Raw genomic sequence first — 25755 nt, 5'->3', positions numbered from 1 at the left:
CGGTGAGATCAGGAGACCGCGAGAGGGGGTGGACGCATCACGGTCCGTATGGACGTTTAGGGACGTCTGAGTTATCGTCAAAACGTCCCTGAAGCGTCCGAGGAAGGGCATGCCATGGCGAACGAGCGTCTGCGCGCGGCGATTTCGGCGAAGGGCGAGACCATCCAGTCCGTGGCTCAGCACGTCGGGGTCGACCCCAAGAGCGTGGAGCGCTGGATCACGACCGATCGCACTCCGCACCGGGGGCACCGCTGGAAGGCCGCGAGCTACCTCGGCGTCGACGAGGTCTACCTGTGGCCTGCCGTCGAGAAGCAGGCCGAGACGGCGAGCACGTCAGAGCTGATCACGTACTACCCGCACCGGGGCGCGGTGCCGGCCGCGCTGTGGTCATCGCTCATCGAGAAGGCGACCGACCAGGTGGACATCCTCGTGTACGCGGGGCTGTTCCTCTTCGACAACCACCCCGACTTGCCGTACGAGCTGGCGGACAAGGCCAAGGCCGGGGCCCAGGTTCGCGTCCTCCTCGGCGACCCTGACTCGGAGATGGTCCGGCAGCGCGGCGAAGAGGAAGGCATAGGGGATGACCTGGCAGCCCGCGCCCGGATCACGCGGCGCTACCTCGAACCGGCGATGAAGACCCCGGGCGTGGAGGTCCGGCTGCACGACACGATCCTCTACAACTCGATCTACCGGTTCGACGACGACGTGTTGGTGAACCCGCACGTGCTCGGAGCTCCCGCCGGACAGAACCCGGTACTGCACTTCCGCTATATCCCGGGCGCCCGAACGTTCCGGCACTACATGCGGAGCTTCGACTACACATGGGAGCGCGGGCGGCCCGCGTAGTCCAACTGCGGGCCTGCCGTGCGAGGCTGGAGGCATGGCCCGCGTCGACTACATCAACGATCCGAACGCCCCGAAGGCGAACAGCATCGTCCCCTCGGTCACCGCCGTTGCGCGCAACGAGGCTGGAGAGGTCCTGCTCATCCACAAGACCGACAACAACCTGTGGGCCCTGCCGGGTGGCGGCGTCGACGTCGGCGAGTCGGTCGCGGATGCGGCGGTGCGCGAGACCAAGGAAGAGACCGGCTTCGACGTCGAGGTGACAGGCCTGGTCGGTCTCTACACCGACCCCGGCCACGTCATGGCCTACGACGACGGCGAAGTGCGTCAGCAGTTCTCGATCTGCTTCACGGCTCGGATCACCGGGGGTGAGCTGCGGACCAGCAGCGAGAGCAAGGAAGTGGCGTTCGTCGACCCGAGCAGGCTGGACGAGCTGAACATCCACCCGTCCATGCGAATGCGGATCGAGCACGGGTTGGCCGGCCGGGCAGAGCCCTACATCGGCTGATGAACCAGGCGGGCACGCGTCCGCTCGACAGCCCCCTTGAGGTACGGCCGCGCCTTGCTGATCGCGTTGTGCACTTCGCTGCCCACTTCGTAACGGACGAGGATCTCGTCAATGCGGGTGTCGAAGTCGAAGGACTGCCCCGCGGGGCCCGTCGTCATGTCGGCCATGATCAGGGCGTCCAGGACCGGAGAGTCTTCCCGCTCGTAGACGGCCAGCTCCGCCGAGAGGCCGCGTTGCTCCGCCTCGTACACGGCACCGGAGTGATGGGCGACCAGCCGTACGAGACGTGCCGGCGCACCCAGCGTTTCCAGATGACGCGCGCCATCGATGGGATGGAAGCCGGTGTCACGCAGCTCGGGGGCGTAGCCGATGTCGTGCAGCCACGCGGCGGCGACGAGGAGATCCCGATCAGCCTCAGACACAGCCCCGGCGATCTCTTGCGCCCTAGCGGCCACGGCCTGGGTGTGCAGCCAGCGGTTCCCGAGCGGAGGCAACAGGGACTCGGCGAGGTCCGCAGCCCCTTGGGGAGTGTCCAGTGCAGAAGGCATGGTTGGAACGGTAGCCGAGACGAGCACGGAGCCGACAGGCCTCGATCGAGCGGTTCGTGATCACGAGCGCGGTAGAACTTTCCCTACATCATCAAGGCCCGCGCACGGCGCGGGCGCGCGCCGCCTCTGCGGCGCGGCCTGCCTCCTGTCTGCGCCCCGGCTGGCCGCGCCCGGCGGCGCGCTCGGCGGCTGCGGGCATAGGTGGGGAGACACCCTCTGTGGCTGGGGCGGTCGGCTCCACGGCTTTAGGCAGCCACTTTGGGGCGAGCCTCTAAGATCATGGCCCCAACGTCGTGCTTTAACGGGCAGGTCCACAGACTGCCCGACTCGCCGGAAGCTTACGGGGCCATGATCACTCGCCCCAAAGCAGCTCCAGCCCAAAGCCGCTCCGCCGCCCTGGTATGGCCTGCTTTCTGCGGTCTGGTGCACTTGTGTATCGAAGCTCTGATGGGCTATTTATTGACCTTCGAAGCCTCGGCGCCAATCAGGGGACCACGTGTCATCAGGTAGCTCCACCAATCCTTCCGTTACCCAGGAAGAGATCAAGCACCTTGAGTTTATTCAAGCGATAGTCGCTCGACTAGGCAACGGATCATTCCTGATTAAGGGGTGGACGATGACCGTTGCTGGAGTCTTCTTTGGAATTTCAGCAAATAATCCTGGCTGGAAAATTGCCGCCGCCGGAAGTATTCCAATTGCCGGGTTTTGGCTGCTCGATAGTTATTTTCTCCGACAGGAAAGGCTATTCCGCAAGCTCTATGACGATGTTAGGAGGCCTGCGGTTCCAGTCGAACTTTTTTCAATGAATGTTCAGCCTTATCACGCCGTTGTGCCTTGGAGTAAGGTGATTCGATCACATACCATGGTCAACTTTTACGGCACTCTAGCTCTAGTTGATATGGCTTTTATTGTAGGTGGAATAATCAGGGTCGCGAAGGGTTGAGTTCCTGCCTCACCATATCGGCGACCTCTGCTTTCACTTCACCTGCCCAGGGCTCACTCGGAGGCCAGATGTCGCCGAACCGGTCACCGGTCCATCGGGGAACAAGGTGCATGTGAACATGGAAAACTGACTGGGTAGCTGCCTTGCCGGTTGAATTGATGAGGTTCATGCCGTCTGGGCTCAAAGCCCGCCGCAGGCCTCGACCGACTCTGGCGACTGCCTGTGTGAGGCTGGCTACTGCCGGATCAGGCAGCTCGAAGAGGTCGTCGTAGTGCTGTTTTGGGATTATCAGAGTGTGGCCGACAACCGCAGGGCGGCGCGGGAAAAACGCCAGGTTCTCCTCGTCCTCCCAGACAACGATTGCTGGCGCTTCTCCCGCGCCGATGGCGCAAAAATCACATTCCTGCACGACTACCTCTCGTCATAAGCAGCCTCTACCCACTTGCTCAAGTTATTGTACCCATCATCGTTGACCCAGTCGTAAGTTGCGAATTCGGGGCCGAGTGGATTGATGCCTTTACTGTCCCTGTTGCCGTACTGATCGCGGATGTTGTGAATGTAAATCCCGAACAGTCCGTTTCCCCGCTCGATGCTCTGGGAAATCTCGTACTTAACCCAGCGCCTCTTACTCGTTTCAGCGCCAATGAGTACGGCGGTGACCGTTGTTCCGTAGAGGGCGTCAGTGATGAGCTTGCGCAATGCGTCATCTCCTTTGAGTTTCGACTCCTCCCAAAGGGATGCATCGATAAACTCCGGAGAGATGTCCGGCTTGAGGACTGCACTCTTCCGCACTACCGCTGAACGCCAAACATCACGCTCATAGTGGAAGCTGAAGAAAGTGCGACGAGCCATGGGCCCCCCTTTACCTGACGTCGAGAGCGCGAACTGCTCAAGCCCTGACGTAGTTGCTTTGCCGTGTCTGTGCGTAGCGTACTGCGACGTCTGGGGCGAGAGAGGGCAAACGCGGAGAACGCCGGATCTTCGTTGCTCACCCGCTAGACCAGCAGTCGCGACGAACTGTGTCCAAGATCGAACACGTTCGTCCTTGCAGAGCAGTGATCACGACTCAACCCCCTGGGCCGTCCCTGGGCCGTCCGAAGCCGACCAACGCTGACAGTCAGCGCCCACGGGTGACCACCCCCACCCTGCTCTGGCCTGGGCCCCCGCAGATGATCTGCCACACTGGACGTGTTATGCCTGCACCCGGAGAACTCACTTTCGTAGCCCCCCGCGGAGCCAAGAAGCCGCCGCGGCATCTCGCCGACCTCTCGCCCGCCGAGCGGAAGGAGGTCGTGGCGGAGATCGGGGAGAAGCCCTTCCGTGCCAAGCAGCTGTCGCAGCACTACTTCGCGCGGTACGCGCACGACCCGGCGGAGTGGACCGACATCCCCGCCGGTGCTCGCGAGAAGCTGCGTGAGGCGCTGCTGCCGGACCTGATGTCGGTCGTGCGGCATCTGTCGACCGACCAGGGGGACACCCGCAAGACCCTGTGGCGGCTCTTCGACGGCACGCTCGTGGAGTCGGTGCTGATGCGTTACCCGGACCGGGTGACCATGTGCATCAGTTCGCAGGCCGGGTGCGGGATGAACTGTCCGTTCTGCGCGACCGGGCAGGCCGGGCTGGACCGCAATCTGTCCACCGCCGAGATCGTGCACCAGATCGTCGACGGGATGCGGGCGCTGCGGGACGGTGAGGTGCCCGGCGGCCCCGCCAGGCTCTCCAACATCGTCTTCATGGGGATGGGCGAACCGCTCGCCAACTACAAGCGGGTCGTCGGCGCGATCCGCGCGCTCACCGATCCGGCTCCGGACGGGCTCGGGCTCTCGCAGCGGGGGATCACCGTGTCGACGGTCGGGCTGGTGCCCGCCATCCACCGGTTCTCCGACGAGGGCTTCAAGTGCCGGCTCGCGATCTCCCTGCACGCGCCGGACGACGAGCTGCGCGACACCCTCGTCCCCGTGAACACGCGGTGGAAGGTGCGTGAGGTGCTGGACGCCGGGTTCGAGTACACCGAGCGGTCCGGGCGCCGGCTCTCCATCGAGTACGCGCTGATCCGCGACATCAACGACCAGGCCTGGCGAGGTGACCGGCTCGGGCGGCTGCTGCGCGGCAAGCCCGTGCACGTCAACCTGATCCCGCTCAACCCGACCCCGGGTTCGAAGTGGACGGCGTCGCGGCCCGAGGACGAGAAGGCGTTCGTCGAGGCGATCGCCGCGCACGGGGTGCCGGTCACGGTCCGGGACACCCGTGGTCAGGAGATCGACGGGGCGTGCGGTCAGCTCGCGGCCACCGAGCGGTAGTCTGACCTCGGTATCAGTACATCTTCATATTCCGACAGGGGAGCGCCACAGCGCTGAGAGTGCGGGAGAGTCCGCAGACCCTCTGAACCTTGCCCAGGTCATTCTGGGTAGGAAGTTCGGTCATCACTCAAGCTGTTGCGCCCTGCCCGGGCACCGGCGGAACCCTCCGCGAGTGCCCGGGCAGGGCCGCGTCTCTTCCTGGTCAACCCAGGAGGAATTCCAGTGCACACAAGGACGTTCGTGGCCGCGGCCGTCGGCCTCGGCCTCGTCACGCTGTCCGCCTGCGGATCGTCGGACGACGGCGGTTCACAGGCGGGCTCCAAGACCGTCACCCTCGTCAGCCACGACTCGTGGGCCGTGTCCAAGAGCGTGCTCGCGGACTTCGAGAAGAAGTCCGGCTACCAGGTGAAGGTCCTCAAGGACGGCGACGCCGGTCAGGCCGTCAACAAGGCCATCCTCACCAAGGACAACCCGCAGGGCGACGTGTTCTTCGGCGTCGACAACACGCTGCTTTCGCGTGCCCTCGACAACGGGCTGTTCCAGTCGTACGAGGCGAAGGGCGCCGACCAGGTCCTGCCCGCGTACCGGGCCGACCAGGACGAGCACCGGGTCACGCCCGTCGACACCGGTGACATCTGCGTCAACTACGACAAGGCGTACTTCAGCGAGCACAAGCTGACCCCGCCCGCCTCCTTCGACGACCTGCTGAAGCCGGCCTACAAGAACCTGCTGGTCACCGAGAACGCCGCCACATCCTCCCCTGGGCTGGGATTCCTCCTCGGGACCGCCGCGAAGTACGGCGACGACGGCTGGGCGGACTACTGGAAGAAGCTCAAGGCCAACGGCGTGAAGGTCGTCGACGGCTGGGAGCAGGCCTACAACGAGGAATTCTCCGGGTCAGCGGGCGGGAAGAAGGCGGGCGCCGACCGGCCGCTCGTCGTCTCGTACGCCTCCTCCCCGCCCGCCGAGGTGATCTACGGGGACCCGAAGCCGGCCACCGCCCCGACCGGCGTCTCCGCCGGCACCTGCTTCCGCCAGGTCGAGTACGCGGGCCTGCTGAGCAACGCCGCCAACCCCGAGGGCGGCAAGGCGCTGCTCGACTTCCTGCTCACCTCGGAGTTCCAGCAGGACATGCCGCTCAACATGTTCGTCTATCCGGTGCGGAAGGGGGCCGCGGTCCCGGCGGAGTTCACGCAGTTCGGCCCGCAGGCGAAGGACCCCGAGACCCTGGACCCGGCGAAGATCGCCGACAACCGTGACGACTGGGTCAAGTCATGGACCTCGCTCGTACTGAAGTGACCGGGCGCGCGGCCCGCGCGGGGAGCGCGGCGCGGCTCGGCCTCATGGCCGTGCCCGTCGCCTTCTTCGCGGTCTTCTTCGCCTACCCGGTCGCCGCGATCGTCGCCCGGGGGCTGGGCGCCGACGGCGGATGGCGCTTCGGACGGCTGTGGGACGTGCTCGCGCAGTCCGACATCCGGCACGTGCTGTGGTTCACCACCTGGCAGGCGCTGGCCTCGACCGCGCTCACGCTCCTGGTCGCGCTGCCCGCCGCGTATGTCTTCGCCCGGCTGGAGTTCCCGGGCAAGCAGGTGCTGCGCGCCGTCGTCACCGTCCCGTTCGTGCTGCCGACGGTCGTGGTGGGCACGGCGTTCCTGGCGCTCGTCGGGCGCGGGGGGCTGCTCGACGACCTGTGGGGCGTACGGCTGGACACCACGGTGTGGGCGATCCTGCTGGCGCATGTCTTCTTCAACTACGCGGTCGTCGTACGGACGGTGGGCGGGCTGTGGTCGCAGCTCGACCCGCGGCAGGAGGAGGCGGCGCGGACGCTCGGCGCGTCCCGCCTGACGGCGTGGCGCACGGTCACGCTGCCCGCCCTGGGGCCCGCGGTCGCGGCGGCCGCGCTGATGGTCTTCCTCTTCACCTTCACCTCCTTCGGAGTGGTGCAGATCCTCGGCGGCCCGACCTTCTCCACCCTCGAGGTGGAGATCTACCGGCAGACCTCCGAGATCTTCGACCTGTCCACGGCGGCCGTCCTCACGATCGTCCAGTTCCTGGCCGTCGGCGCGATCCTCGCCGTGCACGCCGCGACCGTGCGGCGGCGGGAGACCGCGTTGCGGCTGGTGGACCCGTCGGTGACGGCGCGGCGGCCGCGCGGGGCCGGGCAGTGGACGCTGCTCGCCGGGGTGCTCGGCACCATCGCCGTCCTGCTGGTGCTGCCGCTCGCGGTGCTGGCGCAACGCTCGTTCGACGCGCCCGACTTCGCCTACTACCGGGCGCTGACCGGTGACGACAGCAACGTCTTCCTGGTCCCGCCGATCGACGCGATCGGCAACTCGCTGGGGTACGCGGGCGCCGCCACCGCGATCGCCGTGCTGGTCGGCGGGCTCGCCGCGGCCGCGCTCACCCGCCGGGACGCCGGACGGCTGGTGCGGGGCTTCGACGCGCTGCTGATGCTGCCGCTGGGCGTCTCCGCGGTGACCGTCGGCTTCGGGTTCCTCATCGCGCTCGACGAGCCTCCGCTGGACCTGCGCGGTACGTGGATCCTGGTGCCGCTCGCGCAGGCGCTGGTCGGCGTCCCCTTCGTCGTACGGACCATGCTGCCGGTGCTGCGGGCGGTGGACCAGCGGTTGCGCGAGGCGGCGGCCGTGCTCGGGGCGTCGCCGTGGCGGGTGTGGCGGGAGGTCGACCTGCCGATGGTGTGGCGGGCGCTGCTCGTCGCCGCCGGGTTCGCCTTCGCGGTGTCGCTCGGGGAGTTCGGGGCGACGGTGTTCATCGCGCGGCCCGACAATCCGACGCTGCCGGTCGCCGTGGCGAGGCTGCTGGGGCGGGCCGGCGAGCTCAACTACGGCCAGGCGATGGCCCTTTCGACGATTCTGATGGTGGTGTGCGTGGTGGCGCTGCTGGTGCTGGAGCGACTGCGGACCGACCGGACGGGGGAGTTGTAGATGCTGCTGGAACTGGAGCGCGCCACCGTGCGGTTCGGCGGGCGGCCGGTGCTCGACGCCGTCGATCTCGCGGTCGCCGAGCATGAGGTCGTGTGTGTGCTGGGCCCGAGCGGCAGCGGCAAGTCGACGCTGCTGCGGGCGGTGGCGGGGCTCCAGCCGCTGGACGCGGGGCGGGTGCTGCTGGGCGGGCGCGACCAGACGGGGGTGCCCGCGCACAAGCGCGAGCTCGGGCTGATGTTCCAGGACCATCAGCTGTTCCCGCAGCGGGACGTGGGCGGCAACGTGGCCTTCGGGCCGAGGATGCACGGCATGCCCAGGACCCGGCAGGGCGAGCGGGTGGCGGAACTGCTCGACCTGGTCGGGCTTCCGGGCGCGGCGGGCCGTGCGGTGGCCGCGCTCTCCGGCGGCGAGCAGCAGCGGGTGGCGCTGGCCCGGGCCCTCGCGCCGCGGCCGAGGCTGTTGATGCTCGACGAGCCGCTCGGCCAGCTCGACCGGTCGCTGCGGGAGCGCCTGGTCGTCGAACTCCGGGAGCTGTTCGGCCGGTTGGGGACGACCGTGCTCGCGGTGACCCATGACCAGGGCGAGGCGTTCGCGCTCGCCGACCGGGTCGTGGTGATGCGGGACGGCCGGATCGCCCAGTCCGGTTCGCCGCTGGAGGTGTGGCAGCGGCCGGCGGACGCGTTCGTGGCGCGTTTCCTGGGCTTCGACAACGTGGCGGAGGCGACCGTCACCGAGGAGGCCGCGGTCACGCCGTGGGGCAAGGTACCGGTGCCGCCCGGCTCGGCGCAGGGAGCGCGCACGCTGCTCGTCCGGCCCGCCGGCGTGCGCCTGGTGGGCGCGGACGACGGTCTGCGCTGCACGGTCGCCGCCCGCACCTTCCGGGGCACCCATGTCGCCGTGCACCTCCAGCCGGAGGGCGCGCCGAAGCTCGAGGCGGCGTGCACGCTGCGGGACGCGCCGGAGGTGGGGAGCGTGGTCGGGGTGTCCTTCGACGCGACCGAGACCGTCGTACTGGACTGACCGCCGGCCGGTGGTGAGGCCGGGTCCGGCCGAGGACGTAGGACATGCGAAAGGCCCGCCCCGGAGAAGGGGCGGGCCTCACCCGTACGACCGTCGGGCCGGACGGTCCGTCGGTCGTACGGGTCAGCGGTCGCAGGGGTCAGCGGTTGCCGGAGCCGCGGCGTCGCATGCCGAAGAACACCGCGCCACCGCCGACGGCGACCAGGACGGCCGCGATGCCCACGATCAGGCCGGTGTTGGAGCTCGCGCCGGTCTCGGCCAGGTTGGACTCCTGGGCGGCGGCCGACGGGGCGTTGCTCGCGGAGGGCGCGGGCGCCGCGCTGTCGCTCGCCGAGTCGGAGGGGGAGGCGGACGGGGTGGTCGTCCCGGCCGGCGGCGGCGTGGTCGTGCTGTCCGACGGCGTCGAGGACGGGGTGGTGCTCGGGGTGGACGTGTCGTCGGCCTTGCACGCCGCGGACGGCGTGGTCAGGTTGCCGGGGATGTCCTTGTCGACGAGGACCTTCTCGTTCTTGACGGCCTTCACGTGGATCCGGTAGATGGCACCCGGCTCCCAGTCCTCGGCGAAGGAGATGGTGACGCCCTTGTTCGAGCCCTTGACCGTCTGGGCCGAGCCGACCTGCCTCAGGTCGGCGCCGTTGTTCTCGAGGAAGACGGTGATCTCGGCCGGGACACCCGTCGGGTCCTTGTCGGTGACGGTGATGAGGCCCTTCGCCCCGTCACAGGCGGCGGAGGCGGAGAACTCGCTGATGTCGCAGGCCAGCGCGGTGCCGGCGGCGCTGAGCGCCAGGGCGACGGAGGCGGCGGTGACACCGAGCATGCGCACCGAACGGGCGGCGGTACGGCGGGAAAGGGACACGTTTGTCCTTTACGGGAAGCGCAACTGCGGGGGGTGGAGGGGAGGATGGCGTCCCCGGTGAGCCGAGTGCGTCACCATCCCCAGCAGACTCACAGGTCTATAAGCGTTCCATAAGAAGTGTCAATGCGGGGACGCCTCCGCGCGGCTGGCTTTGCCCGCTTATTAACCGCCGAGACGTTTCAACGCCGCCGGAGCCTCCTCGATCCGGTCAACGAGGGCGATACGGGACTCCATCGACCGCTCCCGGGCGAGTGACCGCAAGAGCGGCCAGGCGGGCAGCCGTTCGGTCCAGTGCGCGCGGTCCACGAGCACCATCGGCGTCGGTTCGCCGCGTGATCCGTAGTAGTTGGGCGTCGCGTTGTCGAAGATCTCCTGTACGGTCCCGGCGGCGCCCGGCAGGAACACCACCCCCGCGGTGCAGCGGGCCAACAGGCCTTCCTCGCGGGTGGCGTTGGAGAAGTACTTGGCGAGATGCGCGGCGAACGGGTTCGGCGGCTCATGGCCGTAGAACCAGGTGGGGATGCCGACCGAGGGGCCTCCGCCCGGCCAGTTGGCCCGTACCTCGAAGGCCGCCCTCGCCCAGTCGGTGACCGAGGGCGTGAACGTCGGCGCCTTGGCGAGCAGTCGGAGGGACTCGGTGAGCATCTCGCCGTCGAAGGGGGCCGCGTACGCGCCGAGGTTGGCCGCCTCCATCGCGCCGGGCCCGCCACCGGTCGCCACCATGAGCCCGGACCGGGCGAGTTCACGGCCGAGCCGGGCCGCGCCCGCGTACGCGTCCGTGCCGCGCGCCATGGCGTGACCGCCCATCACGCCCACCACCCGCTCCCCGACGAGGAGTTCGTCGAGCGCGTCGGAGACGGCGTCGTCGTGGATCGAGCGGAGCATCGAGCCGAAGATGTCGCCGTCCGCCTTGGTGCGCTGGAACCAGGCGTACGTGAGCGCGTCCGGCGTCGCCTCGTAGCCCTCGTCCAGGGAGGCGAACAACTCGTCGGGGGAGTAGACGAAACCGCGGTACGGGTCGAAGGACAGACCCGGTACGGGCGGGAAGACCAGGGCGCCGGAGGCGCGGGACTTGGCGGCCGCCGCGGGCTCCATCGGGCAGCCCAGGAAGACGGCGCCCGAGGTGTCCAGGGCGAGCAGGGCGTCCGTACGGGCCGTCAGGTCGACGGACTGGACGCGGAAGTGGGAGAGCGTACCGTGAGTGGCGACCACCTCGTCGAACTCGACGAGGGACTCGATCTCACGGTCGTGGGAGCCGTCGAACGGCTGGGCGGGTGTCGTCGGATGCACCCGCCCATGCTAGGCAGCGCCGGACGGGCGGGGGTCAGCTCTCGACGGCCGACGGGTCCATCCAGACGACTTCCCAGGTGTGGCCGTCGAGGTCGTCGAACGAACGGCCGTACATGAAACCCATGTCCTGCGTCTCGCCGCTCGGCGAACCGCCGAGCGCGAGCGCCCTGTCGACGAGCTCGTCGACCTTCTCGCGGCTCGGGGCGCTCAGGGCGATCAGGACCTCGCTGGTCTTCGAGGTGTCCGCGATCTCCTTCTTGGTGAAGGTCGAGTAGAACGGCTTGGTGAGCAGCATCGCCACGATCGTGTCGCTGATCACCACGGAGGCCGCTTTGTCGTCGCTGAACTGCGGGTTGATCGTGTAGCCCAGCTCCGTGAAGAACTTCTTCGAGGCGTCGAGGTCGTTCACGGGCAGGTTCACGAAGATCATCTGCTGGTAGGCCGGGGTGGTCATCGGGTCCCTCCCAAGGGGTCGGTGTCGCCGGCGGGTGCCGTTCGGTGGGGTAGACCGGGGGCCCGCCCGGAACTCATCGCGGGGCGGGGATCTTTTTCGCGCGGGGCGGGGGATCGGCGGGCGGTGGGGCGGCGCGCCGGCGGACAGCCGACGGGACTGCCGACGGGGCAGGGGTCGGCCGGAGGGCCGGTCGGTCGGGGCCTCAGAGGTCGGTCGGCGGGTCAGAGATCGCTAACGGGTCAGCGGAAGGGCCGCCAGTTCGGCCACGACCAGGGTGAGCGGGACGAAGAGGGCGAGCAGGGCGCCGGTGCGCAGGGCGGCGGCGCTGCGCAGTGTCTTCGCCGGGGCCCCGAGGCGCAGCAGAGCGGCGGTGGTGTCGGCGCGGACCTGCCGGGCCTCCACGGCCGCGGTCAGGAGCGTGGCGACCGCGCAGCCCGCCACGACCGCGGCGCCGAGGGTGGTGAGCGGGCCGAACGCCGGGTCGGCCGGGTCGTACAGCGCGGCCATCGTGTACGCGCCGGACGCCACCGCGCAGACCACGCCCAGCGGCTGTCCGATGCGGGCCGCCTCCTGCATCAGGCCGCGGCCCGCGAGGAGACGGAGGGCGCCGGGGCGGGCCGACTGGAGCAGGCGGCCGCACAGGTGGGTGAGGCCGGGGCCGGCGAGGGCGAGGCCCACGGCGGTGAGGACCCAGCCGAGGAGGACCGCGGCGGGGCCGGTGGGGAGGCCGCCGGGGAGGGGCAGGGTGCTGGGGTGCGCGGTGCGGTTCGCGTACGCCTCCACGGCCAGGCCGGCGGCGAGCACGGCCATGCCCCAGGGGAGAGCGGTGGGGTGGGGCGGGTGCGTCTGCGACCGGGCCCGCGGCCCGCTCGGGGGCCGGCTCCGGGGGTGCGTCTCCGGGGCGTCGTCGGCCAGGGCCGTGATGCCCGGCACCGAGGGCGCGGCGGTGTCCTGCGCCGGGTCGGGAGCCGCCTCGACGGGATGCCCGTTCGGCGCCGTGCGGGAGTGCGGGCCGTCCGTCGCCGGGCCGAGGGACGCCTCGACGAGTGAGGCGTCGATGGCCGCAGGCGTCGGCCGGGCGCTTCCGGACCGCGCCCCGAAGCGGCCGTACGCGCCGAACCGGTCGCCCGTCCCGGCCGTGCCGCGCGCGCCGAACCGGCCGAGCATCCGCGGGGTCGCCCGGGCCGCCACGCGCGTGTCCCGCGGGCGGAGCATCAGGGCCACCGCGAAGGACGAGGCCACCGGGACCAGGGCCAGCAGGGTCAGCGAGGCGGGCAGCGGGAGGGGCTGGTCCGCGGCCAGGAAGTCGTCGGCCGCCCCGTCGAACGGCATGCCCGTGAGGTCCCCGCGCAGATGCAGGAAGAGGAGCAGGGCCAGCATGGAGCCGAGCAGCGTCGACAGGGCGGTCGTCATCGCCGAGACGGCCATCAGACGGGTCGGGCCCAGGCCGATCGCCGCCAGGCCGGGGCGCGGACGGGTGCCGGGGTCGGTGCGGGCGACCGCCAGGGCGAGGTAGACCGTCGCGGCCAGCGGCACCGCGCACCAGGCGAGACGGAGCACGGACGCGGCCGGGGTGTCGGGATGGGTGAGGGCCCGGCCGAGGGTGCACAGGAGGAGGAAGCCGGTGCCCGCCGAGGCCGTCGCCACCAGGAGGCGGCGGAACTGGACGGCGGGGCGGGCGCTGCGCGTCAGACGGAGAGCGAGCACGCGGCCCCCCGGCCTTCCGGCTCCGTGACCGGCGGCAGATGGACCGTCTTCACCCGGCGGCCGTCCATCAGCGGCACCGTGCGGTCGGCGAGCGCGGCGGTCTCCGGGTCGTGGGTGGCCAGCACCACGGTGATGCCGTGGGAGCGGGCCGCCGTCGTCAGGGTGCGCAGGACGTGGGCCCGGTCCGCGCGGTGCAGCGGGGCCGTCGGCTCGTCCGCGAAGAGGACCGACGGGGCCGGGGCCAGGGCGCGCGTGATGCAGACCCGCTGGCGCTCGGCCTGGGTGAGTTCGTGCGGACGGCTGCGGGACCGGTCGCCGATGTCCAGGCGGTCCAGCCACTCCAGCGCGGCGACCTTGGCCCGGCGGCGGCTGGTGCCGCGCAGCATCAGGGGGAGGGCCGCGTTCTCCCAGACGTTGAGTTCGGGGACGAGGACCGGCGCCGGGTCGATCCAGCCGAAGCGGTCGCGGCGCAGCCGTTCGCGGGCCATCGGGCCCATCGTGTGGACGGGGACGCTGTTGAACCAGACCTCGCCGCGCTGGGCGGGCACCAGGCCGGACAGACAGTGCAGCAGGGTCGTCTTGCCGCTGCCGCGCGGGCCGCTGACGGCGAGGATCTCGCCCTCCCGCACGCCCAGCGAGACACCGCCGAGCCCCGGTGAGCCGTCGCGGTGCGTGAAGTACAGGGAGCGTGCCCACAGCACGTCGTTGTCCGGCGGGGCCTCCATGGGCGTACACCTCGGTTCAGATCTGTGGTTCCCGTGCCTATCCCCCGTGCGGGGGAACGAAGACAGGGCCGATCGGTCACTCGCACGCTAGGCAGCCAGGAGGGGAAGGCCGGACAGCACACGGCCCCGGGTCGCCGTTTCTCACTCGAACGGTCGACACCGGGGCCGGTGTTGATCAGCTGATCAGGCTGACGGTCAGAGCTTCGTCCACGCCTCCGTCAGCGTGGCGCGCAGGATCTGCTCGATCTCGTCGAAGGTCTCCTGGTTGGAGATCAGCGGCGGGGCGAGCTGGACAACCGGGTCGCCGCGGTCGTCGGCACGGCAGTAGAGGCCGTTGTCGTACAGCGCCTTGGAGAGGAAGCCGTACAGGACGCGCTCGGTCTCCTCGTCGTTGAAGGACTCCTTGGTGTGCTTGTCCTTCACCAGCTCGATGCCGTAGAAGAAGCCGTTGCCGCGGACGTCGCCGACGATCGGCAGGTCGTGCAGCTTCTCCAGGGTGGAGCGGAACGCGGCCTCGTTGTCGAGCACGTGCTGGTTGAGGCCCTCGCGCTCGAACAGGTCGAGGTTGGCGAGGCCGACCGCCGCGGAGACCGGGTGGCCGCCGAAGGTGTAGCCGTGCAGGAAGGTGTTGTCGCCCTTGTAGAACGGCTCGGCCAGCTTGTCGCTGATGATGCAGGCGCCGATCGGGGAGTAGCCCGAGGTCATGCCCTTGGCGCAGGTGATCATGTCCGGGACGTAGCCGAACTTGTCGCAGGCGAACATCGTGCCCAGGCGGCCGAAGGCGCAGATGACCTCGTCCGACACGAGCAGCACGTCGTACTGGTCGCAGATCTCGCGGACGCGCTGGAAGTAGCCGGGCGGCGGCGGGAAGCAGCCGCCGGCGTTCTGCACGGGCTCCAGGAAGACCGCGGCGACCGTCTCCGGGCCCTCGAACAGGATCTGCTGCTCGATCTGGTCGGCGGCCCAGCGGCCGAAGGCCTCGGGGTCGTCGCCGAACAGCGGGGCGCGGTAGATGTTGGTGTTCGGGACCTTGTGCGCGCCCGGCACGAGCGGCTCGAAGGGGGCTTTCAGGGCCGGCAGGCCGGTGATCGACAGGGCGCCCTGCGGGGTGCCGTGGTAGGCGACCGCGCGGGAGATGACCTTGTACTTGGTCGGCTTGCCCTGGAGCTTGAAGTACTGCTTGGCGAGCTTCCAGGCGGTCTCGACGGCCTCGCCGCCGCCGGTGGTGAAGAACACCTTGTTCAGGTCGCCGGGCGCGTGGTGCGCGAGACGCTCGGCGAGCTCGACGGCCTTCGGGTGGGCGTAGGACCACACCGGGAAGAACGCCAGCTCCTGCGCCTGCTTGAACGCCGCCTCGGCGAGCTCCACGCGGCCGTGGCCCGCCTGGACCACGAACAGGCCCGCGAGGCCGTCGAGGTAGCGCTTGCCCTTGTCGTCGTAGATGTAGGTGCCCTCGCCCCGGACGATGGTCGGGACGGGGGAGTTCTCGTACGAGGACATGCGGGTGAAGTGCATCCACAGGTGGTCGTACGCGGTGCTGCTGAGGTCCTTGGTGCTCACGGTTATCGGGTCCTCACGATTATCGGGTTCCCCACATGTAGGTCTGCTTCTTCAGCTTCAGGTAGACGAAGCTCTCGGTCGAGCGCACGCCAGGCAGGGCACGGATGCGTTTGTTGATGACGTCCAGCAGGTGGTCGTCGTCCTCGCAGACGATCTCGGCGAGGATGTCGTACGAGCCGGCGGTCATCACCACGTACTCGACTTCGGCCATGTCGGTCAGCGCGTCCGCTATGGACTCGACATCGCCCTCGACGTTGATCCCGACCATCGCCTGCCGGCGGAAGCCCACGGTGAGCGGGTCCGTGACGGCGACGATCTGCATCACGCCCTGGTCGAGCAGCTTCTGGACGCGCTGGCGCACGGCCGCCTCGGAGAGGCCCACGGCCTTGCCGATCGCGGCGTACGGCCGACGGCCGTCCTCCTGGAGCTGCTGGATGATGGCGAGGCTGACGGCATCCAGGTGAGGGGTGCTGCCGTTCCTGGACTCGCGGGAGTCCCTGTGCTCTGCGCTTCGACTGGCCACGGCCTCACTGTGCACGACGTCTCGACAGTTCCGCAAGGCCGAGGCGATGAAATTCGTTGTTTACGTAAGTGAGATCTGCGGATTCCGCAGCCCTGGCGGGATCGGGGGTGTTGAAAACGTCGGCGTAAGGATTAGTGTGGGTGTCTCAGTCAATGGACACCGAACCTGGAGGGCCGGCAGTGAGCACCGAGCTGGGACGGCTGCGCAAGCTACGCAACTACATCGCCGGCGAGTTCCGGGACGCCGCCGACGGACGGACCACCGAGGTGGTCAACCCCGCGACCGGCGAGGCGTACGCGACCGCGCCGCTGTCCGGCCCCGCGGACGTCGACGCCGCGATGGCGGCCGCCGCCGAGGCGTTCCCGGGCTGGCGCGACACGACGCCCGCCGAGCGTCAGAAGGCCCTGCTGAAGATCGCTGACGCGTTCGAGGAGCGGGCCGAGGAGCTCATCGCGGCCGAGGTGGAGAACACGGGCAAGCCCATCGGGCTGACCCGCTCCGAGGAGATCCCTCCCATGGTCGACCAGATCCGCTTCTTCGCGGGCGCGGCCCGGATGCTGGAGGGGCGCAGCGCCGGCGAGTACATGGACGGGATGACCTCGATCGTCCGCCGTGAGCCGGTCGGCGTCTGCGCGCAGGTCGCGCCGTGGAACTACCCGATGATGATGGCCGTGTGGAAGTTCGCCCCGGCGATCGCGGCCGGCAACACGGTGGTGCTCAAGCCGTCCGACACCACGCCGGCCTCCACCGTCCTGATCGCCGAGATCATCGGTTCGATCCTGCCCAAGGGCGTCTTCAACGTCGTCACGGGCGACCGGGACACCGGCCGGCTGATGGTCGAGCACCCGACCCCGGCGATGGCCTCCATCACCGGCTCGGTGCGCGCGGGCATGTCCGTCGCCGAGTCGGCGTCGAAGGACCTCAAGCGCGTCCACCTGGAGCTCGGCGGCAAGGCGCCGGTCGTGGTCTTCGAGGACACCGACATCGCCAAGGCCGTCGAGGACATCTCCGTGGCGGGCTTCTTCAACGCCGGCCAGGACTGTACGGCGGCCACCCGCGTCCTCGTCCAGGAGGGCATCCACGACGAGTTCGTGGCCGCGCTCGCGAAGGCCGCGGCGGAGGCGAAGACCGGGCAGCCGGACGACGAGGACGTGCTCTTCGGCCCGCTGAACAACCCCAACCAGCTCCAGCAGGTGACCGGCTTCATCGAGCGGCTGCCCGCCCACGCCAAGGTCGAGGCGGGCGGACAGCGCGTCGGCGACAAGGGCTACTTCTACGCCGCGACCGTCGTCTCCGGGCTGAAGCAGGACGACGAGATCATCCAGAACGAGGTCTTCGGGCCGGTCATCACCGTCCAGTCCTTCACGGACGAGGACCAGGCGGTCGAGTGGGCCAATGGCGTCGAGTACGCCCTCGCCTCCTCGGTGTGGACCAAGGACCACGGCCGCGCGATGCGGATGTCCAAGAAGCTGGACTTCGGCTGCGTGTGGATCAACACCCACATTCCGCTGGTCGCCGAGATGCCCCACGGTGGCTTCAAGAAGTCCGGTTACGGCAAGGACCTGTCGGGCTACGGCTTCGACGACTACACGCGGATCAAGCATGTGATGACTTCGCTCGACGCGTAGCGCTCCGCTGGGTTTGCGGGGGGTTGTGCGGGTTCGGCTGCTGACGGCTGCGGGTGCGGTCGGGCTGCGCCCGTGGCCGGTCGTTCTCGGGTGCGGGTGCCTTGTCGCTGGTCGCGCAGTTCCCCGCGCCCCTAGGGGGGTGGGCTGGGGCTGGTCGCGCAGTTCCCCGCGCCCCTAGGGGGGTGGGCTGGGGCTGGTTGCGCAGATCCCTGCGCCCCTGGGGGGGCTGGTTGTGTGGGTTCTCGCGCCGCTGGGCTGGGGGCGGCGTCCGCTGTGTGAGTTCGGCCCTCGGTTTCAGTCGGGGGTCGTTCTTGTTGTCGGTCGGGGTGTGATCGACAAGGTGTCGGGTGGGGCGGGGCGGGCTCGACGGTGCGTCGATTGTTCGGGGGGTGGCCCCACGGCATGCTGACGGCGTGCCCCAGACTCCCTCGTTCTCCCGTGCCGTTTCCCGCCGTTCCCTGCTGCGCGTGCTCGGGGGCGCCGCCGTTCTCGGCGGGGTCGCCGGCTGCGGGGTGCCCGCCGCCTACGTACGGCCCGGCGACCGCGCCGGGGCCGATCTCTCCGCCAGCGACAAGCGGCTGACCTGGGCGAACTGGCCGCTCTACATCGACACGGACGACGACGACCCCGACCGGCGGCCGACGCTCGACGCCTTCCGCGAGAGCACGGGCATCTCCGTCGACTACGTCGAGGAGATCAACGACAACGACGAGTTCTTCGGCAAGATCAGCCCCGCGCTGATGAACCACCAGCAGACCGGCCGCGACCTGATCGTCATCAGTGACTGGATGTGCGCCCGGTTCGTCCGGCTGGGCTGGGTCCAGGAGATGGACCGGGCCGCGCAGCCGCACGTCACCGAGAACCTCGACCCGCTGCTCCGTTCGCCCGCCTTCGATCCCGGACGCGTGTGCACCGTGCCGTGGCAGTCCGGCATCACCGGCATCGCCTACAACCGGCGGAAGCTGGGCCGGGAACTGCGCAGCGTCTCGGAGCTGTGGGCCGACGACCTCAAGGGGCGGGTGACGCTGCTGTCCGGCCTGGACGAGGCGTTCGCGCTGCTGATGCAGGGCAACGGCGTGGACGTCACGCGGTGGACCGCCGACGACTTCCATCAGGTCTGCGACGACGTGGAGCGACAGGTCCGCCGCGGCCAGATACGCCGCTTCACCGGCAACGACTACACCAAGGACCTGGTCAGCGGCGATGTGCTGGCCTGCCAGGCGTACTCGGGCGATGTCATCCAGCTCCAGGCCGACAACCCCGACATCCGCTTCGTCGTGCCCGAGGAGGGCGCCGAGCTGTGGGCGGAGTCCCTGATGATCCCCAACCTCGCCCGGCACAAGGCGAACGCCGAGAAGCTGATCGACCACTACTACCGGCCCGAGGTCGCCGCCGAACTCGCGGCCTGGGTGAACTACGTCTGCCCGGTCCCGGCCGCACAGGCGGTCCTCGCCGACTCCGACGACGAGGAGACGGCGGCCCTCGCGGAGAACCCGCTGATCTTCCCCGACGCCGACATGCGCGAGCACCTCGCGATCGCGCGGGACATCACCTCCACGGAGCGACGGGAGTTCGCCAAGCGGTGGAACGCGATCGCGGGGCTCTGAGGGTCTCGTCGTCGAGCGGGTTTCAGGCGTCGTGTCCGAGGCCGCGGTCGGGGGCGCTCATGTCGCCCGTCCTCGGTGTTCCGTCGGCGAGTCCGTAGCGCAGGTACACGGTGCCCTCCGGGCCGGCCGCGGGCGGTTCGAGGAGGGTGAGGTTCGTGGGCACCTCACCGCCGTCGAACACCTTCTTGCCGACCCCGAGCACGATCGGGTGCACCCACAGGTCGAGGCGGTCGAAGAGCTTCTCGCGCAGCAGCGTCTGCACCAGGTTCAGGCTCCCGACGACCTTCACGTGCTCGTGCCGGTCCCGGATCCCGCGCACCGCGCCGGCCAGATCCGGGCCGAGCTGGGTGGACCCGGCCCACGAGAGGTCGGGGGTGCCGCGGGACGCGACGTACTTCGGGACGCTGTTGAAGAGCGTGGCGATCGTGTTGTCCTCGCCCTTCTGGTGCGGCCAATAGGCGGCGAAGATGTCGTACGTCCGCCGGCCGAGCAGCAGGGCGTCCGTGCCCTCGTACGCGGCGGCGATCTGCGCCCCGGTGGCCTCGCTGAGCAGGGGCGCCTGCCAGCCTCCGAACGGGAACCCCACCGGGTCCTCGTCGGGGCCGCCGGGCGCCTGCCCGACGAGATCGAGGGTTGCGAACAGCTCGACGTGGATGAGGCCCATGGCTTGCTCCTGATGGTCTGTTGCGGTCAGGGGGTAGACCCTCGGGCGCCGCCGGACTCATCGCTTCGACGGCCCCCGGATGCGGGCGATCCGCCCCCCTCGGACTTTGCCCGTTCTTTACAACCCGCTCCGGGGCTGTCTCGTCTCTTCGGCCGATCCGTCAACGGACCGACGAAAGAGAGCGATTCATGCGACTCATGCCGCGAACGGGCCTCGCCGCCCTGGTAGTTGCGGGCACCGCCCTGCTGGCGGGCGCGACGCCCGCGCTGGCCGACGGCGGGACGCCGACGCCCGTACCCAGCACCGCGAACCGGACCGCGACCCCGGCGCCCGCCGAGGACGCCCGCGACGCGACTCCGGCCCCGGCCAAGGCCACCACTGCTCCGTCCGCCGTACCGAGCCAGGTCGGCGTGGTGCCGCGGGGCGGGGCCGACACCGGGGTCGGGGAGCCCTCCGAGGGGCACGGCGGGCTGATCGGTGGCGGTGCGGCCGCGGCCTTCGCGGCGGCCGGTACCGGCTTCTACGTCGTACGGCGCCGGAGGGCGACCGGCGCATGAGCCCGCTCTCCAGGCGCGCCCTGATCCTCTCGGCCCTGGCGGCGCCGCTGCTCACGGGCTGCGCCGGCGATCCGGCGGAGCCCGCTGCCGGGGGCGCCGCCGCCCGTAAGCCGGGCACCTCCTCGGCCCCCTCCGGCCCGGCGGCGCGGCCCCTCGCGCGCTCGGTGCCGGTCCGGCTGCGGATCGCGGCCATCGGGGTCGACACCCCGGTCATGCGGCTGGGGCTGGCCGCCGACGGCGGCGTGCGGGTCCCGCCGGTCGAGGAGCACGACCGGGCGGGCTGGTACGAGAACTCGCCCACGCCCGGACAGACCGGACCGTCGGTGATCCTCGCCCATGTCACGGTCGGTGCCTACGGGGACGGCGTCTTCCGGCACCTCGACCGGTTGCGCCGGGGCGACCGGATCGGGGCGCGTCTGGAGAACGGCACGACGGCCGAGTTCGCCGTCACCGAGGTCACGACCGTCGCCAAGGCGGAGTTCCCGACCGAGAAGGTCTACGGGAACGTGGACCGGCCCGAACTGCGTCTCATCACGTGCGGCGGCCCGCGCTCCGGTGACGGCTACCGCGACAACGTGATCGTCTTCGCCGCTCTGACCGCTGGAGAACGTTGAAACGGCCTGCTCGGTCCCGTGAGAGGGCGGCGTCCGAGTTGTTCGCCGCCCTCTACCCGCGCCTCGCCGGCTGGTGCCGCCGACTCGTCGACGACGACGAGACGGCGCACGAGATCGCCTCGGAGGCGTTCACCCGGCTGTGGGCCCGTTGGACGGCGGTGGCGGAGCCGCAGGGGTTCCTCTTCGTCACCGCCGCCAACCTGGTCCGCGACCACTGGCGCAAGCTCGAACGCGAGCGCAGGGCGATGCGCCGGGCCACCGTCGAGGCGGCGGTGGCCCCGCCCGCCGAGCAGGCCGACCCCTCGGTCCGGCTCCTCGTGCAGTCCCTGCCCGACCGGCTGCGCGTCCCGATCCTGCTGCACTACTACGCTGACATGCCGATCCGGGAGGTGGCCGTGCTGACCGGGCGCAAGGAGGGAACCGTCAAGGCCGACCTGCACGCGGCCCGCGAACTGCTCCGCGCCCACCTGAGGAGAAGCCTTGATCACACCCACTGACGACTTCGACGACGGCCCGGAACTCGACCCCGACGACCCGCTCACCGTCCTCCTGGGGCCCGCCCCCGGTCACCTCGGCCCACCGCCCGGCCGCTACGAGGAGATCCGCCGGGGCGCCGTCCGCCGACGGCTGCTGCGCACCGTCGCCGGGGTCGGCGCGACCTGCGGGATCGCCGCGCTGGCCGTTCTGCTGCCGCTGCACCTGACGGGGGCCGACGCACCCGCGCGCCCGACCGTCCCGCTCGCCCCGCCGTCGGTGAACGGCCCGTCGACCGTGTCCCCGCCCGTGCCGCCCACGCCCTCGCCCGCACCGGCCACGGAACGCCCTACCGAGGGGGTCACCCGGGTCCCGGACCAGCGGGCGTCGACTGCCCCCGTCGACACCGCTGTACCGACCCACGGCAGTGACCGGGATGTGTCGCCGGAACCGAGCACGGCGAGTGAACCCGGCGGCTCCGCGACGGCGCGGCCCACACCGTCCGTCGCCCGGTCCCTCGCGCCGTCCGCCGCGCGGTCCTCGGACGCGCGGGAGTGAGAACGTCACGCCGTCACTTCAGTGCGGCCATCGCGATGCGCTGGGCGACCGGGTTCATCTCCTCGCCCTTGGCGTCGGTGGAGTTGACCGAGTAGACGAGGGTGCGGCTGAGGTCGCGGGTCCCGGCGATCAGCGCGCTGTAGCCGTACCGGGCCCCCGACTTGAGCCAGTAGACCTTCCCCTCGTACACGAAGCGCTGGAGGCCCGCGCTGTAACTGGCGCCTTCGATATGGGCGGGGACCGTGAACATCTCCCGCAGCTGGGGCGCGGGGACGATGCGGCCGCGGAACAGCGAGGTGAGGAGACGTTCCAGGTCCGCGGTCGTGGAGACCATGTCGCCCGCCGCGAACCGGTCCGCCTGGTTCCACTCGGTGACGTCCACGAACTCCGTCGTCCCGTCGGCCCTCTTCACCGCCTGGTAGCCGTGGTTGTGCGGGCCGGCGATCCGCGGCTCGGTGCCGGGGAAGTACGTGTCCTTCATGCCCGCGGGCGCCAGGACCAGGCGGGTGGCCTCGGACGCGTACGAGCGGCCGGTCACCTTCTCGATCAGCAGGCCCAGGATCGTGTAGTTGATGTTGAGGTAGTGCTGCTGGGTGCCCGGGCGGAACTCCGGCCCCTTCGCCGCCGCGGAGGCCACGACCTGCTGCGGGGTGAGCGTGTCGAAGCGGTGCGCGTACACCTCCTCGAAGGAGGTCCCGAGGGCGTCGCCCGCCGGGATGCCGCTGGTGTGGTCGAGGAGCTGCCGTACGGTGATCGGCCGGAACCTCGCGCCGAGCAGTCCGGGCAGATAGCGCTGGACCGGCCTGTCGAGGTCGATACGCCGCTCGGCCGCCAGGCGCAGGACGGCCGCCGCCGTCACCACCTTCGTCGTCGACCCGGCCCGGAAGCGGGCCTCCGGGTCGGCCGCCGTGCCGCTCGCCAGGTCGTGCACGCCCGCGCTGCCGCGCCAGGCGCCGTCGGTGCCGCCGACCCGGACGAGGGCGGCGGTCGCGTCCTGGTCCGGCAGTCCGGTGAGCGCGGCGGCCAGCGCTTCGACGTCGAGCGGGCTCGCGGGGTGGGCCGGCGCCGAGGAGGCCGGCGCCGAGGAGGCCGACGCCGGGGCCGACACCGGCGCGGGCACCGCGAAGGCGGGCGCGGCCAGCGGGCCCGCAGTGAGGACGGCCACCAGCGAGGCGGCGAGGACGGCGGTGCGACGGCGAACGCGCATGCGGGCTCCAGAGGAAGTGAGAGGAGAAGGGGAGACGGAGGAGGGGGAGGGGTGGCCGGGGGAGAGAGTGGCCGTGGCTCGACATGATCTTCCGCCGGGGCGTGACCGTCGCGGATCGTCGCGGAGGAGGGTGCCCGACCCTGGGGTAACCCCGAGCAACTGCCTTGTGTAGTAGGTGAGTTACCCGGGATGCCCCCTACGGGTACCGGTCCGGGGTGGCGAAGAACGTGAGCCGGGGGCAAGCCGTCTCCCCGGTGTGATCTCCGACCTCGACGACCTCGGCTCGCCGCGCGCCCCCGACGGCTTCCGCTCCTGGCCGGTCGCGATCGCCGTGCGACAGGTCCGGACCGCGCGCCGCCCGGCCCGGCGCCGGTCCCTCAGGCCTCGCGCGCGTAGCGGTCCTGGGCCTCGGCCACCTCGTCGCCGTGGTCGTGCGCCCAGACGCCGAAGGCCTGGATCGGCGGGAGCAACGTCCGTCCCAGGGGCGTGAGTTCGTACTCCACCCGGGGTGGCGAACCGCCGTACGCCTGCCGCGCGACGAGTCCGTTGGACTCCAGCCGGCGCAGTGTCTCGGTCAGCACCTTCTGGCTGATCCCGCCGATGCGCGTCCGCAGCTCGCCGGGGCGGCCGGGCCCGTCCTTGAGGGCCCAGATCACCACCGGGTTCCAGGTGTTGGAGACGAGGTCGAAGGCGAGCCGGGTCCGGCAGTCGGCGAGAAACGCGAGGTCGGTGTCCACGTACCGAATGGTGCCCGAGCGGCTCCCTACTGTCGTGGCGGATCCGTGCAACGGAAGCCCGTGCAACGGAATTCCAGGGAACGGAGATCCGTGCGACGGGCGATCCGTGCGACGGGCGATCCGTGGGACGTGGGACGTAGGACAGGAGGAGGAGTCATGCGGGTGGGAATTCTCGGTACCGGTTCCATGGCGGACGCGCTGGGCACCGGGTGGCGGCGGGCCGGACACGAGGTGGTCGTCGGGGGCCGTTCGGGAGGGCTGCGGGAGGCGGCCGAGGCGGGGACGGACGCGGTGCTGCTCGCGGTGCCGTACGCGGCCGCGCCCGACGTGGCCGGCGGGCTGGCGGAAGCCCTGCGCGGGCGGGTGCTGATCGACTGCACCAATCCCGTGGGCCGGGACTTCGGCCTGCTCACGGCGGGTGGCCCGGCGGCGGCCGAACGCATCGCCGCCGCCGCGCCCACCGCGCACGTCGTGAAGGCCTTCAACCTGTGCCATGTCGACGTCTGGCGTCTGGACCCGCCCGTCTTCGACGGCCGTCCGCTGGCGGTCCCGCTGTGCGGGGACGACGAAGCGGCCTTGTCCGTCGTACGGCGGCTCGTCCGCGACCTCGGCTGCGAGCCGCTGAACGCGGGCGGCCTCGACAGGGCCGGCCTGCTGGAGGCGACGGCCGCGCTGCTCATCCGGCTGTGGGTGGGGGAGGGGGCGGACGCCCAGGCGATCTCTCCGCCGCTGGCGTACGCGGCGGGTCGGCCCCCGGCTCGCGCTGTCGGCTCGGCCGGCGCGGTCAGCCCCGCCCGCGCAGAGCCGTGAGCACGTCGATCCGGTTGGTGGTGATGGAGTCGACGCCCAGGTCGATGAGCCGGCGCATGGAACGGCGGGTGTCGGGGGTCCAGACCGAGAGCAGGTGACCGTCGTGGTGGACACGGGCGGCCAGGTCCCGGTCCACCAGGGAGAAGCGGTAGTTGAGCCAGCGCGGCTTCACCGCGTCGAGCAGCGCGGGCCGTACGGGTGCCAGGCTGGTGCAGGTCAGGGCGATCTCGGCGGACGGGTCGGCCGCGCGCACGGCCAGCATCGCGGTGGCGTCGGCGCAGTAGTAGACCCGGTCCGCCGCCCCGGCCTCGCGGACGGCGTCCACGATCCGCCGTGCCGTGCGCACCTCCCGCGTCCCCGGCAGGTCGAGCATCAGCCTGCTGCCGTCGGTCGCCGCGAGCGCCTCCGCCAGCGTCGGCACCGCGCCGTCCGTCAGCCCGCGCACCTCGGCGGTGGACAGGGACAGCAGCGGCCGGTCGTGCTCCCACAGCCGCTTCAACGTGGCGTCGTGCAGCAGGACGGGCACGCCGTCCCGGGTGAGCCGTACGTCGAGCTCGACGGCGTCCGCGCCCAGGTCGAGCGCGGAACGCAGCGAGTCGACGGTGTTCTCACGGAAGCGGTAGGGGTCGCCGCGATGGGCCACGGCAGTCACGTTGCGCATGAGGCCCATTGTGGCG

Annotated in this window: 28 protein-coding genes; 14 read left to right on the top strand and 14 right to left on the bottom strand. The window is 70.5% G+C overall.

The features are described 5' to 3' along the window. The first annotated feature begins 114 nt into the window (after window positions 1-114). Window positions 115-846: a hypothetical protein gene (locus AOQ37_RS05050; RefSeq protein WP_062641674.1), complete on the top strand. Its 732-nt coding sequence runs from the start codon at window positions 115-117 to the stop codon at window positions 844-846. 34 nt (window positions 847-880) lie between these two features. Then, window positions 881-1351: an NUDIX hydrolase gene (locus AOQ37_RS05045; protein WP_062641672.1), complete on the top strand. Its 471-nt coding sequence runs from the start codon at window positions 881-883 to the stop codon at window positions 1349-1351. On the opposite strand, the gene AOQ37_RS05040 is transcribed toward AOQ37_RS05045, so the two are convergent. After that, complete coding sequence (locus AOQ37_RS05040) at window positions 1339-1899, bottom strand: HD domain-containing protein (protein ID WP_062642446.1); 561 nt, start codon at window positions 1897-1899, stop codon at window positions 1339-1341. The genes AOQ37_RS05045 and AOQ37_RS05040 overlap by 13 nt on opposite strands. A 496-nt stretch (window positions 1900-2395) precedes the next feature. Here AOQ37_RS05040 and AOQ37_RS38395 point away from each other — a divergent pair, with 496 nt between their 5' ends. Further along, window positions 2396-2842: a hypothetical protein gene (locus AOQ37_RS38395; protein ID WP_078890013.1), complete on the top strand. Its 447-nt coding sequence runs from the start codon at window positions 2396-2398 to the stop codon at window positions 2840-2842. Here AOQ37_RS38395 and AOQ37_RS38390 read toward each other — a convergent pair. After that, window positions 2823-3251, bottom strand: coding sequence for an HIT family protein (locus AOQ37_RS38390; protein WP_078890012.1), 429 nt, complete (start codon window positions 3249-3251; stop codon window positions 2823-2825). The two genes, AOQ37_RS38395 and AOQ37_RS38390, sit on opposite strands and share 20 nt — an antisense overlap. Window positions 3252-3253: 2 nt before the next feature. Further along, window positions 3254-3694, bottom strand: a complete 441-nt coding sequence (locus AOQ37_RS05035; protein ID WP_062641669.1) for a TIR domain-containing protein — start codon at window positions 3692-3694, stop codon at window positions 3254-3256. A gap of 341 nt (window positions 3695-4035) precedes the next feature. Here AOQ37_RS05035 and rlmN point away from each other — a divergent pair, with 341 nt between their 5' ends. From rlmN to AOQ37_RS05015, 4 genes are all read left to right on the top strand, one after another. After that, window positions 4036-5142, top strand: a complete 1107-nt coding sequence (gene rlmN / locus AOQ37_RS05030; protein ID WP_062641667.1) for a dual-specificity RNA methyltransferase RlmN — start codon at window positions 4036-4038, stop codon at window positions 5140-5142. 222 nt (window positions 5143-5364) lie between these two features. Next, window positions 5365-6441 (top strand): thiamine ABC transporter substrate-binding protein, encoded by a 1077-nt coding sequence (locus tag AOQ37_RS05025; protein ID WP_062641666.1) that lies wholly within the window; start codon window positions 5365-5367, stop codon window positions 6439-6441. Then, window positions 6417-8087 (top strand): ABC transporter permease, encoded by a 1671-nt coding sequence (locus AOQ37_RS05020; protein WP_062641664.1) that lies wholly within the window; start codon window positions 6417-6419, stop codon window positions 8085-8087. Before AOQ37_RS05025 ends, AOQ37_RS05020 begins: the two co-directional genes overlap by 25 nt. After that, window positions 8088-9107, top strand: a complete 1020-nt coding sequence (locus AOQ37_RS05015) for an ABC transporter ATP-binding protein (RefSeq protein WP_062641662.1) — start codon at window positions 8088-8090, stop codon at window positions 9105-9107. 139 nt (window positions 9108-9246) lie between these two features. Here the strand turns inward: AOQ37_RS05015 and AOQ37_RS05010 are convergent, their stop codons facing one another. From AOQ37_RS05010 to AOQ37_RS04980, 7 genes are all read right to left on the bottom strand, one after another. Then, window positions 9247-9963 carry an LAETG motif-containing sortase-dependent surface protein gene (locus tag AOQ37_RS05010; RefSeq protein ID WP_062641660.1) on the bottom strand — a complete coding sequence of 239 codons (717 nt, stop codon included), beginning with the start codon at window positions 9961-9963 and terminating at the stop codon, window positions 9247-9249. Between the two features lie 162 nt (window positions 9964-10125). Then, window positions 10126-11253 carry an LOG family protein gene (locus AOQ37_RS05005; protein WP_062641658.1) on the bottom strand — a complete coding sequence of 376 codons (1128 nt, stop codon included), beginning with the start codon at window positions 11251-11253 and terminating at the stop codon, window positions 10126-10128. A gap of 34 nt (window positions 11254-11287) precedes the next feature. Beyond that, on the bottom strand, window positions 11288-11707 hold the full coding sequence (locus AOQ37_RS05000) for a VOC family protein (protein WP_062641656.1): 420 nt from the start codon (window positions 11705-11707) through the stop codon (window positions 11288-11290). A 231-nt stretch (window positions 11708-11938) separates the two neighbouring features. Beyond that, window positions 11939-13414 carry a hypothetical protein gene (locus tag AOQ37_RS04995; RefSeq protein WP_062641654.1) on the bottom strand — a complete coding sequence of 492 codons (1476 nt, stop codon included), beginning with the start codon at window positions 13412-13414 and terminating at the stop codon, window positions 11939-11941. Further along, the gene (locus tag AOQ37_RS04990) at window positions 13396-14139 is read right to left on the bottom strand and encodes an ABC transporter ATP-binding protein (RefSeq protein WP_062641653.1); all 744 of its coding nucleotides are present in this window, start codon (window positions 14137-14139) and stop codon (window positions 13396-13398) included. Before AOQ37_RS04990 ends, AOQ37_RS04995 begins: the two co-directional genes overlap by 19 nt. A gap of 195 nt (window positions 14140-14334) precedes the next feature. Beyond that, the gene (locus AOQ37_RS04985) at window positions 14335-15699 is read right to left on the bottom strand and encodes an aspartate aminotransferase family protein (protein WP_062641651.1); all 1365 of its coding nucleotides are present in this window, start codon (window positions 15697-15699) and stop codon (window positions 14335-14337) included. A 19-nt stretch (window positions 15700-15718) separates the two neighbouring features. Continuing rightward, a complete protein-coding gene (locus AOQ37_RS04980) occupies window positions 15719-16237 on the bottom strand; it encodes an Lrp/AsnC family transcriptional regulator (RefSeq protein ID WP_062641649.1) in 519 nt (172 codons plus the stop codon). Window positions 16238-16401: 164 nt separating this feature from the next. Here AOQ37_RS04980 and AOQ37_RS04975 point away from each other — a divergent pair, with 164 nt between their 5' ends. After that, window positions 16402-17850 (top strand): gamma-aminobutyraldehyde dehydrogenase, encoded by a 1449-nt coding sequence (locus AOQ37_RS04975; protein ID WP_062641647.1) that lies wholly within the window; start codon window positions 16402-16404, stop codon window positions 17848-17850. Window positions 17851-18263: 413 nt separating this feature from the next. Then, the gene (locus AOQ37_RS04970) at window positions 18264-19457 is read left to right on the top strand and encodes an ABC transporter substrate-binding protein (RefSeq protein ID WP_062641646.1); all 1194 of its coding nucleotides are present in this window, start codon (window positions 18264-18266) and stop codon (window positions 19455-19457) included. Window positions 19458-19479: 22 nt separating this feature from the next. On the opposite strand, the gene AOQ37_RS04965 is transcribed toward AOQ37_RS04970, so the two are convergent. Beyond that, the gene (locus tag AOQ37_RS04965) at window positions 19480-20121 is read right to left on the bottom strand and encodes a dihydrofolate reductase family protein (protein WP_062641644.1); all 642 of its coding nucleotides are present in this window, start codon (window positions 20119-20121) and stop codon (window positions 19480-19482) included. A 197-nt stretch (window positions 20122-20318) separates the two neighbouring features. On the opposite strand from AOQ37_RS04965, the gene AOQ37_RS04960 reads away from it, so the two are divergent. From AOQ37_RS04960 to AOQ37_RS04945, 4 genes are read left to right on the top strand one after another with little or no spacing between them, the layout of a single operon-like run. Continuing rightward, window positions 20319-20678 carry a hypothetical protein gene (locus tag AOQ37_RS04960; protein WP_062641642.1) on the top strand — a complete coding sequence of 120 codons (360 nt, stop codon included), beginning with the start codon at window positions 20319-20321 and terminating at the stop codon, window positions 20676-20678. Beyond that, a complete protein-coding gene (locus AOQ37_RS04955) occupies window positions 20675-21292 on the top strand; it encodes a class F sortase (RefSeq protein ID WP_062641641.1) in 618 nt (205 codons plus the stop codon). Before AOQ37_RS04960 ends, AOQ37_RS04955 begins: the two co-directional genes overlap by 4 nt. Beyond that, window positions 21289-21789 (top strand): RNA polymerase sigma factor, encoded by a 501-nt coding sequence (locus AOQ37_RS04950; RefSeq protein ID WP_062641638.1) that lies wholly within the window; start codon window positions 21289-21291, stop codon window positions 21787-21789. Before AOQ37_RS04955 ends, AOQ37_RS04950 begins: the two co-directional genes overlap by 4 nt. Continuing rightward, window positions 21773-22324 (top strand): hypothetical protein, encoded by a 552-nt coding sequence (locus tag AOQ37_RS04945; protein WP_078890011.1) that lies wholly within the window; start codon window positions 21773-21775, stop codon window positions 22322-22324. Before AOQ37_RS04950 ends, AOQ37_RS04945 begins: the two co-directional genes overlap by 17 nt. Before the next feature lie 13 nt (window positions 22325-22337). On the opposite strand, the gene AOQ37_RS04940 is transcribed toward AOQ37_RS04945, so the two are convergent. Both AOQ37_RS04940 and AOQ37_RS04935 read right to left on the bottom strand, forming a co-directional pair. Beyond that, window positions 22338-23531, bottom strand: coding sequence for a serine hydrolase domain-containing protein (locus tag AOQ37_RS04940; RefSeq protein ID WP_062641637.1), 1194 nt, complete (start codon window positions 23529-23531; stop codon window positions 22338-22340). Window positions 23532-23908: 377 nt separating this feature from the next. After that, window positions 23909-24268, bottom strand: coding sequence for a winged helix-turn-helix transcriptional regulator (locus tag AOQ37_RS04935; protein ID WP_062641635.1), 360 nt, complete (start codon window positions 24266-24268; stop codon window positions 23909-23911). Between the two features lie 156 nt (window positions 24269-24424). Between AOQ37_RS04935 and AOQ37_RS04930 the strand changes: the two genes are divergently transcribed. Further along, window positions 24425-25078 (top strand): NADPH-dependent F420 reductase, encoded by a 654-nt coding sequence (locus AOQ37_RS04930; RefSeq protein ID WP_062641633.1) that lies wholly within the window; start codon window positions 24425-24427, stop codon window positions 25076-25078. On the opposite strand, the gene AOQ37_RS04925 is transcribed toward AOQ37_RS04930, so the two are convergent. Then, the gene (locus AOQ37_RS04925; RefSeq protein ID WP_062642443.1) at window positions 25053-25739 is read right to left on the bottom strand and encodes a glycerophosphodiester phosphodiesterase; all 687 of its coding nucleotides are present in this window, start codon (window positions 25737-25739) and stop codon (window positions 25053-25055) included. The genes AOQ37_RS04930 and AOQ37_RS04925 overlap by 26 nt on opposite strands. Between the last annotated feature and the right edge of the window lie 16 nt (window positions 25740-25755).

Source organism: Streptomyces maremycinicus, assembly GCF_001184025.1.
In the GTDB taxonomy this organism is placed as follows: domain Bacteria; phylum Actinomycetota; class Actinomycetes; order Streptomycetales; family Streptomycetaceae; genus Streptomyces; species Streptomyces maremycinicus.
This window is presented reverse-complemented; position numbering and strand designations above follow the sequence as displayed.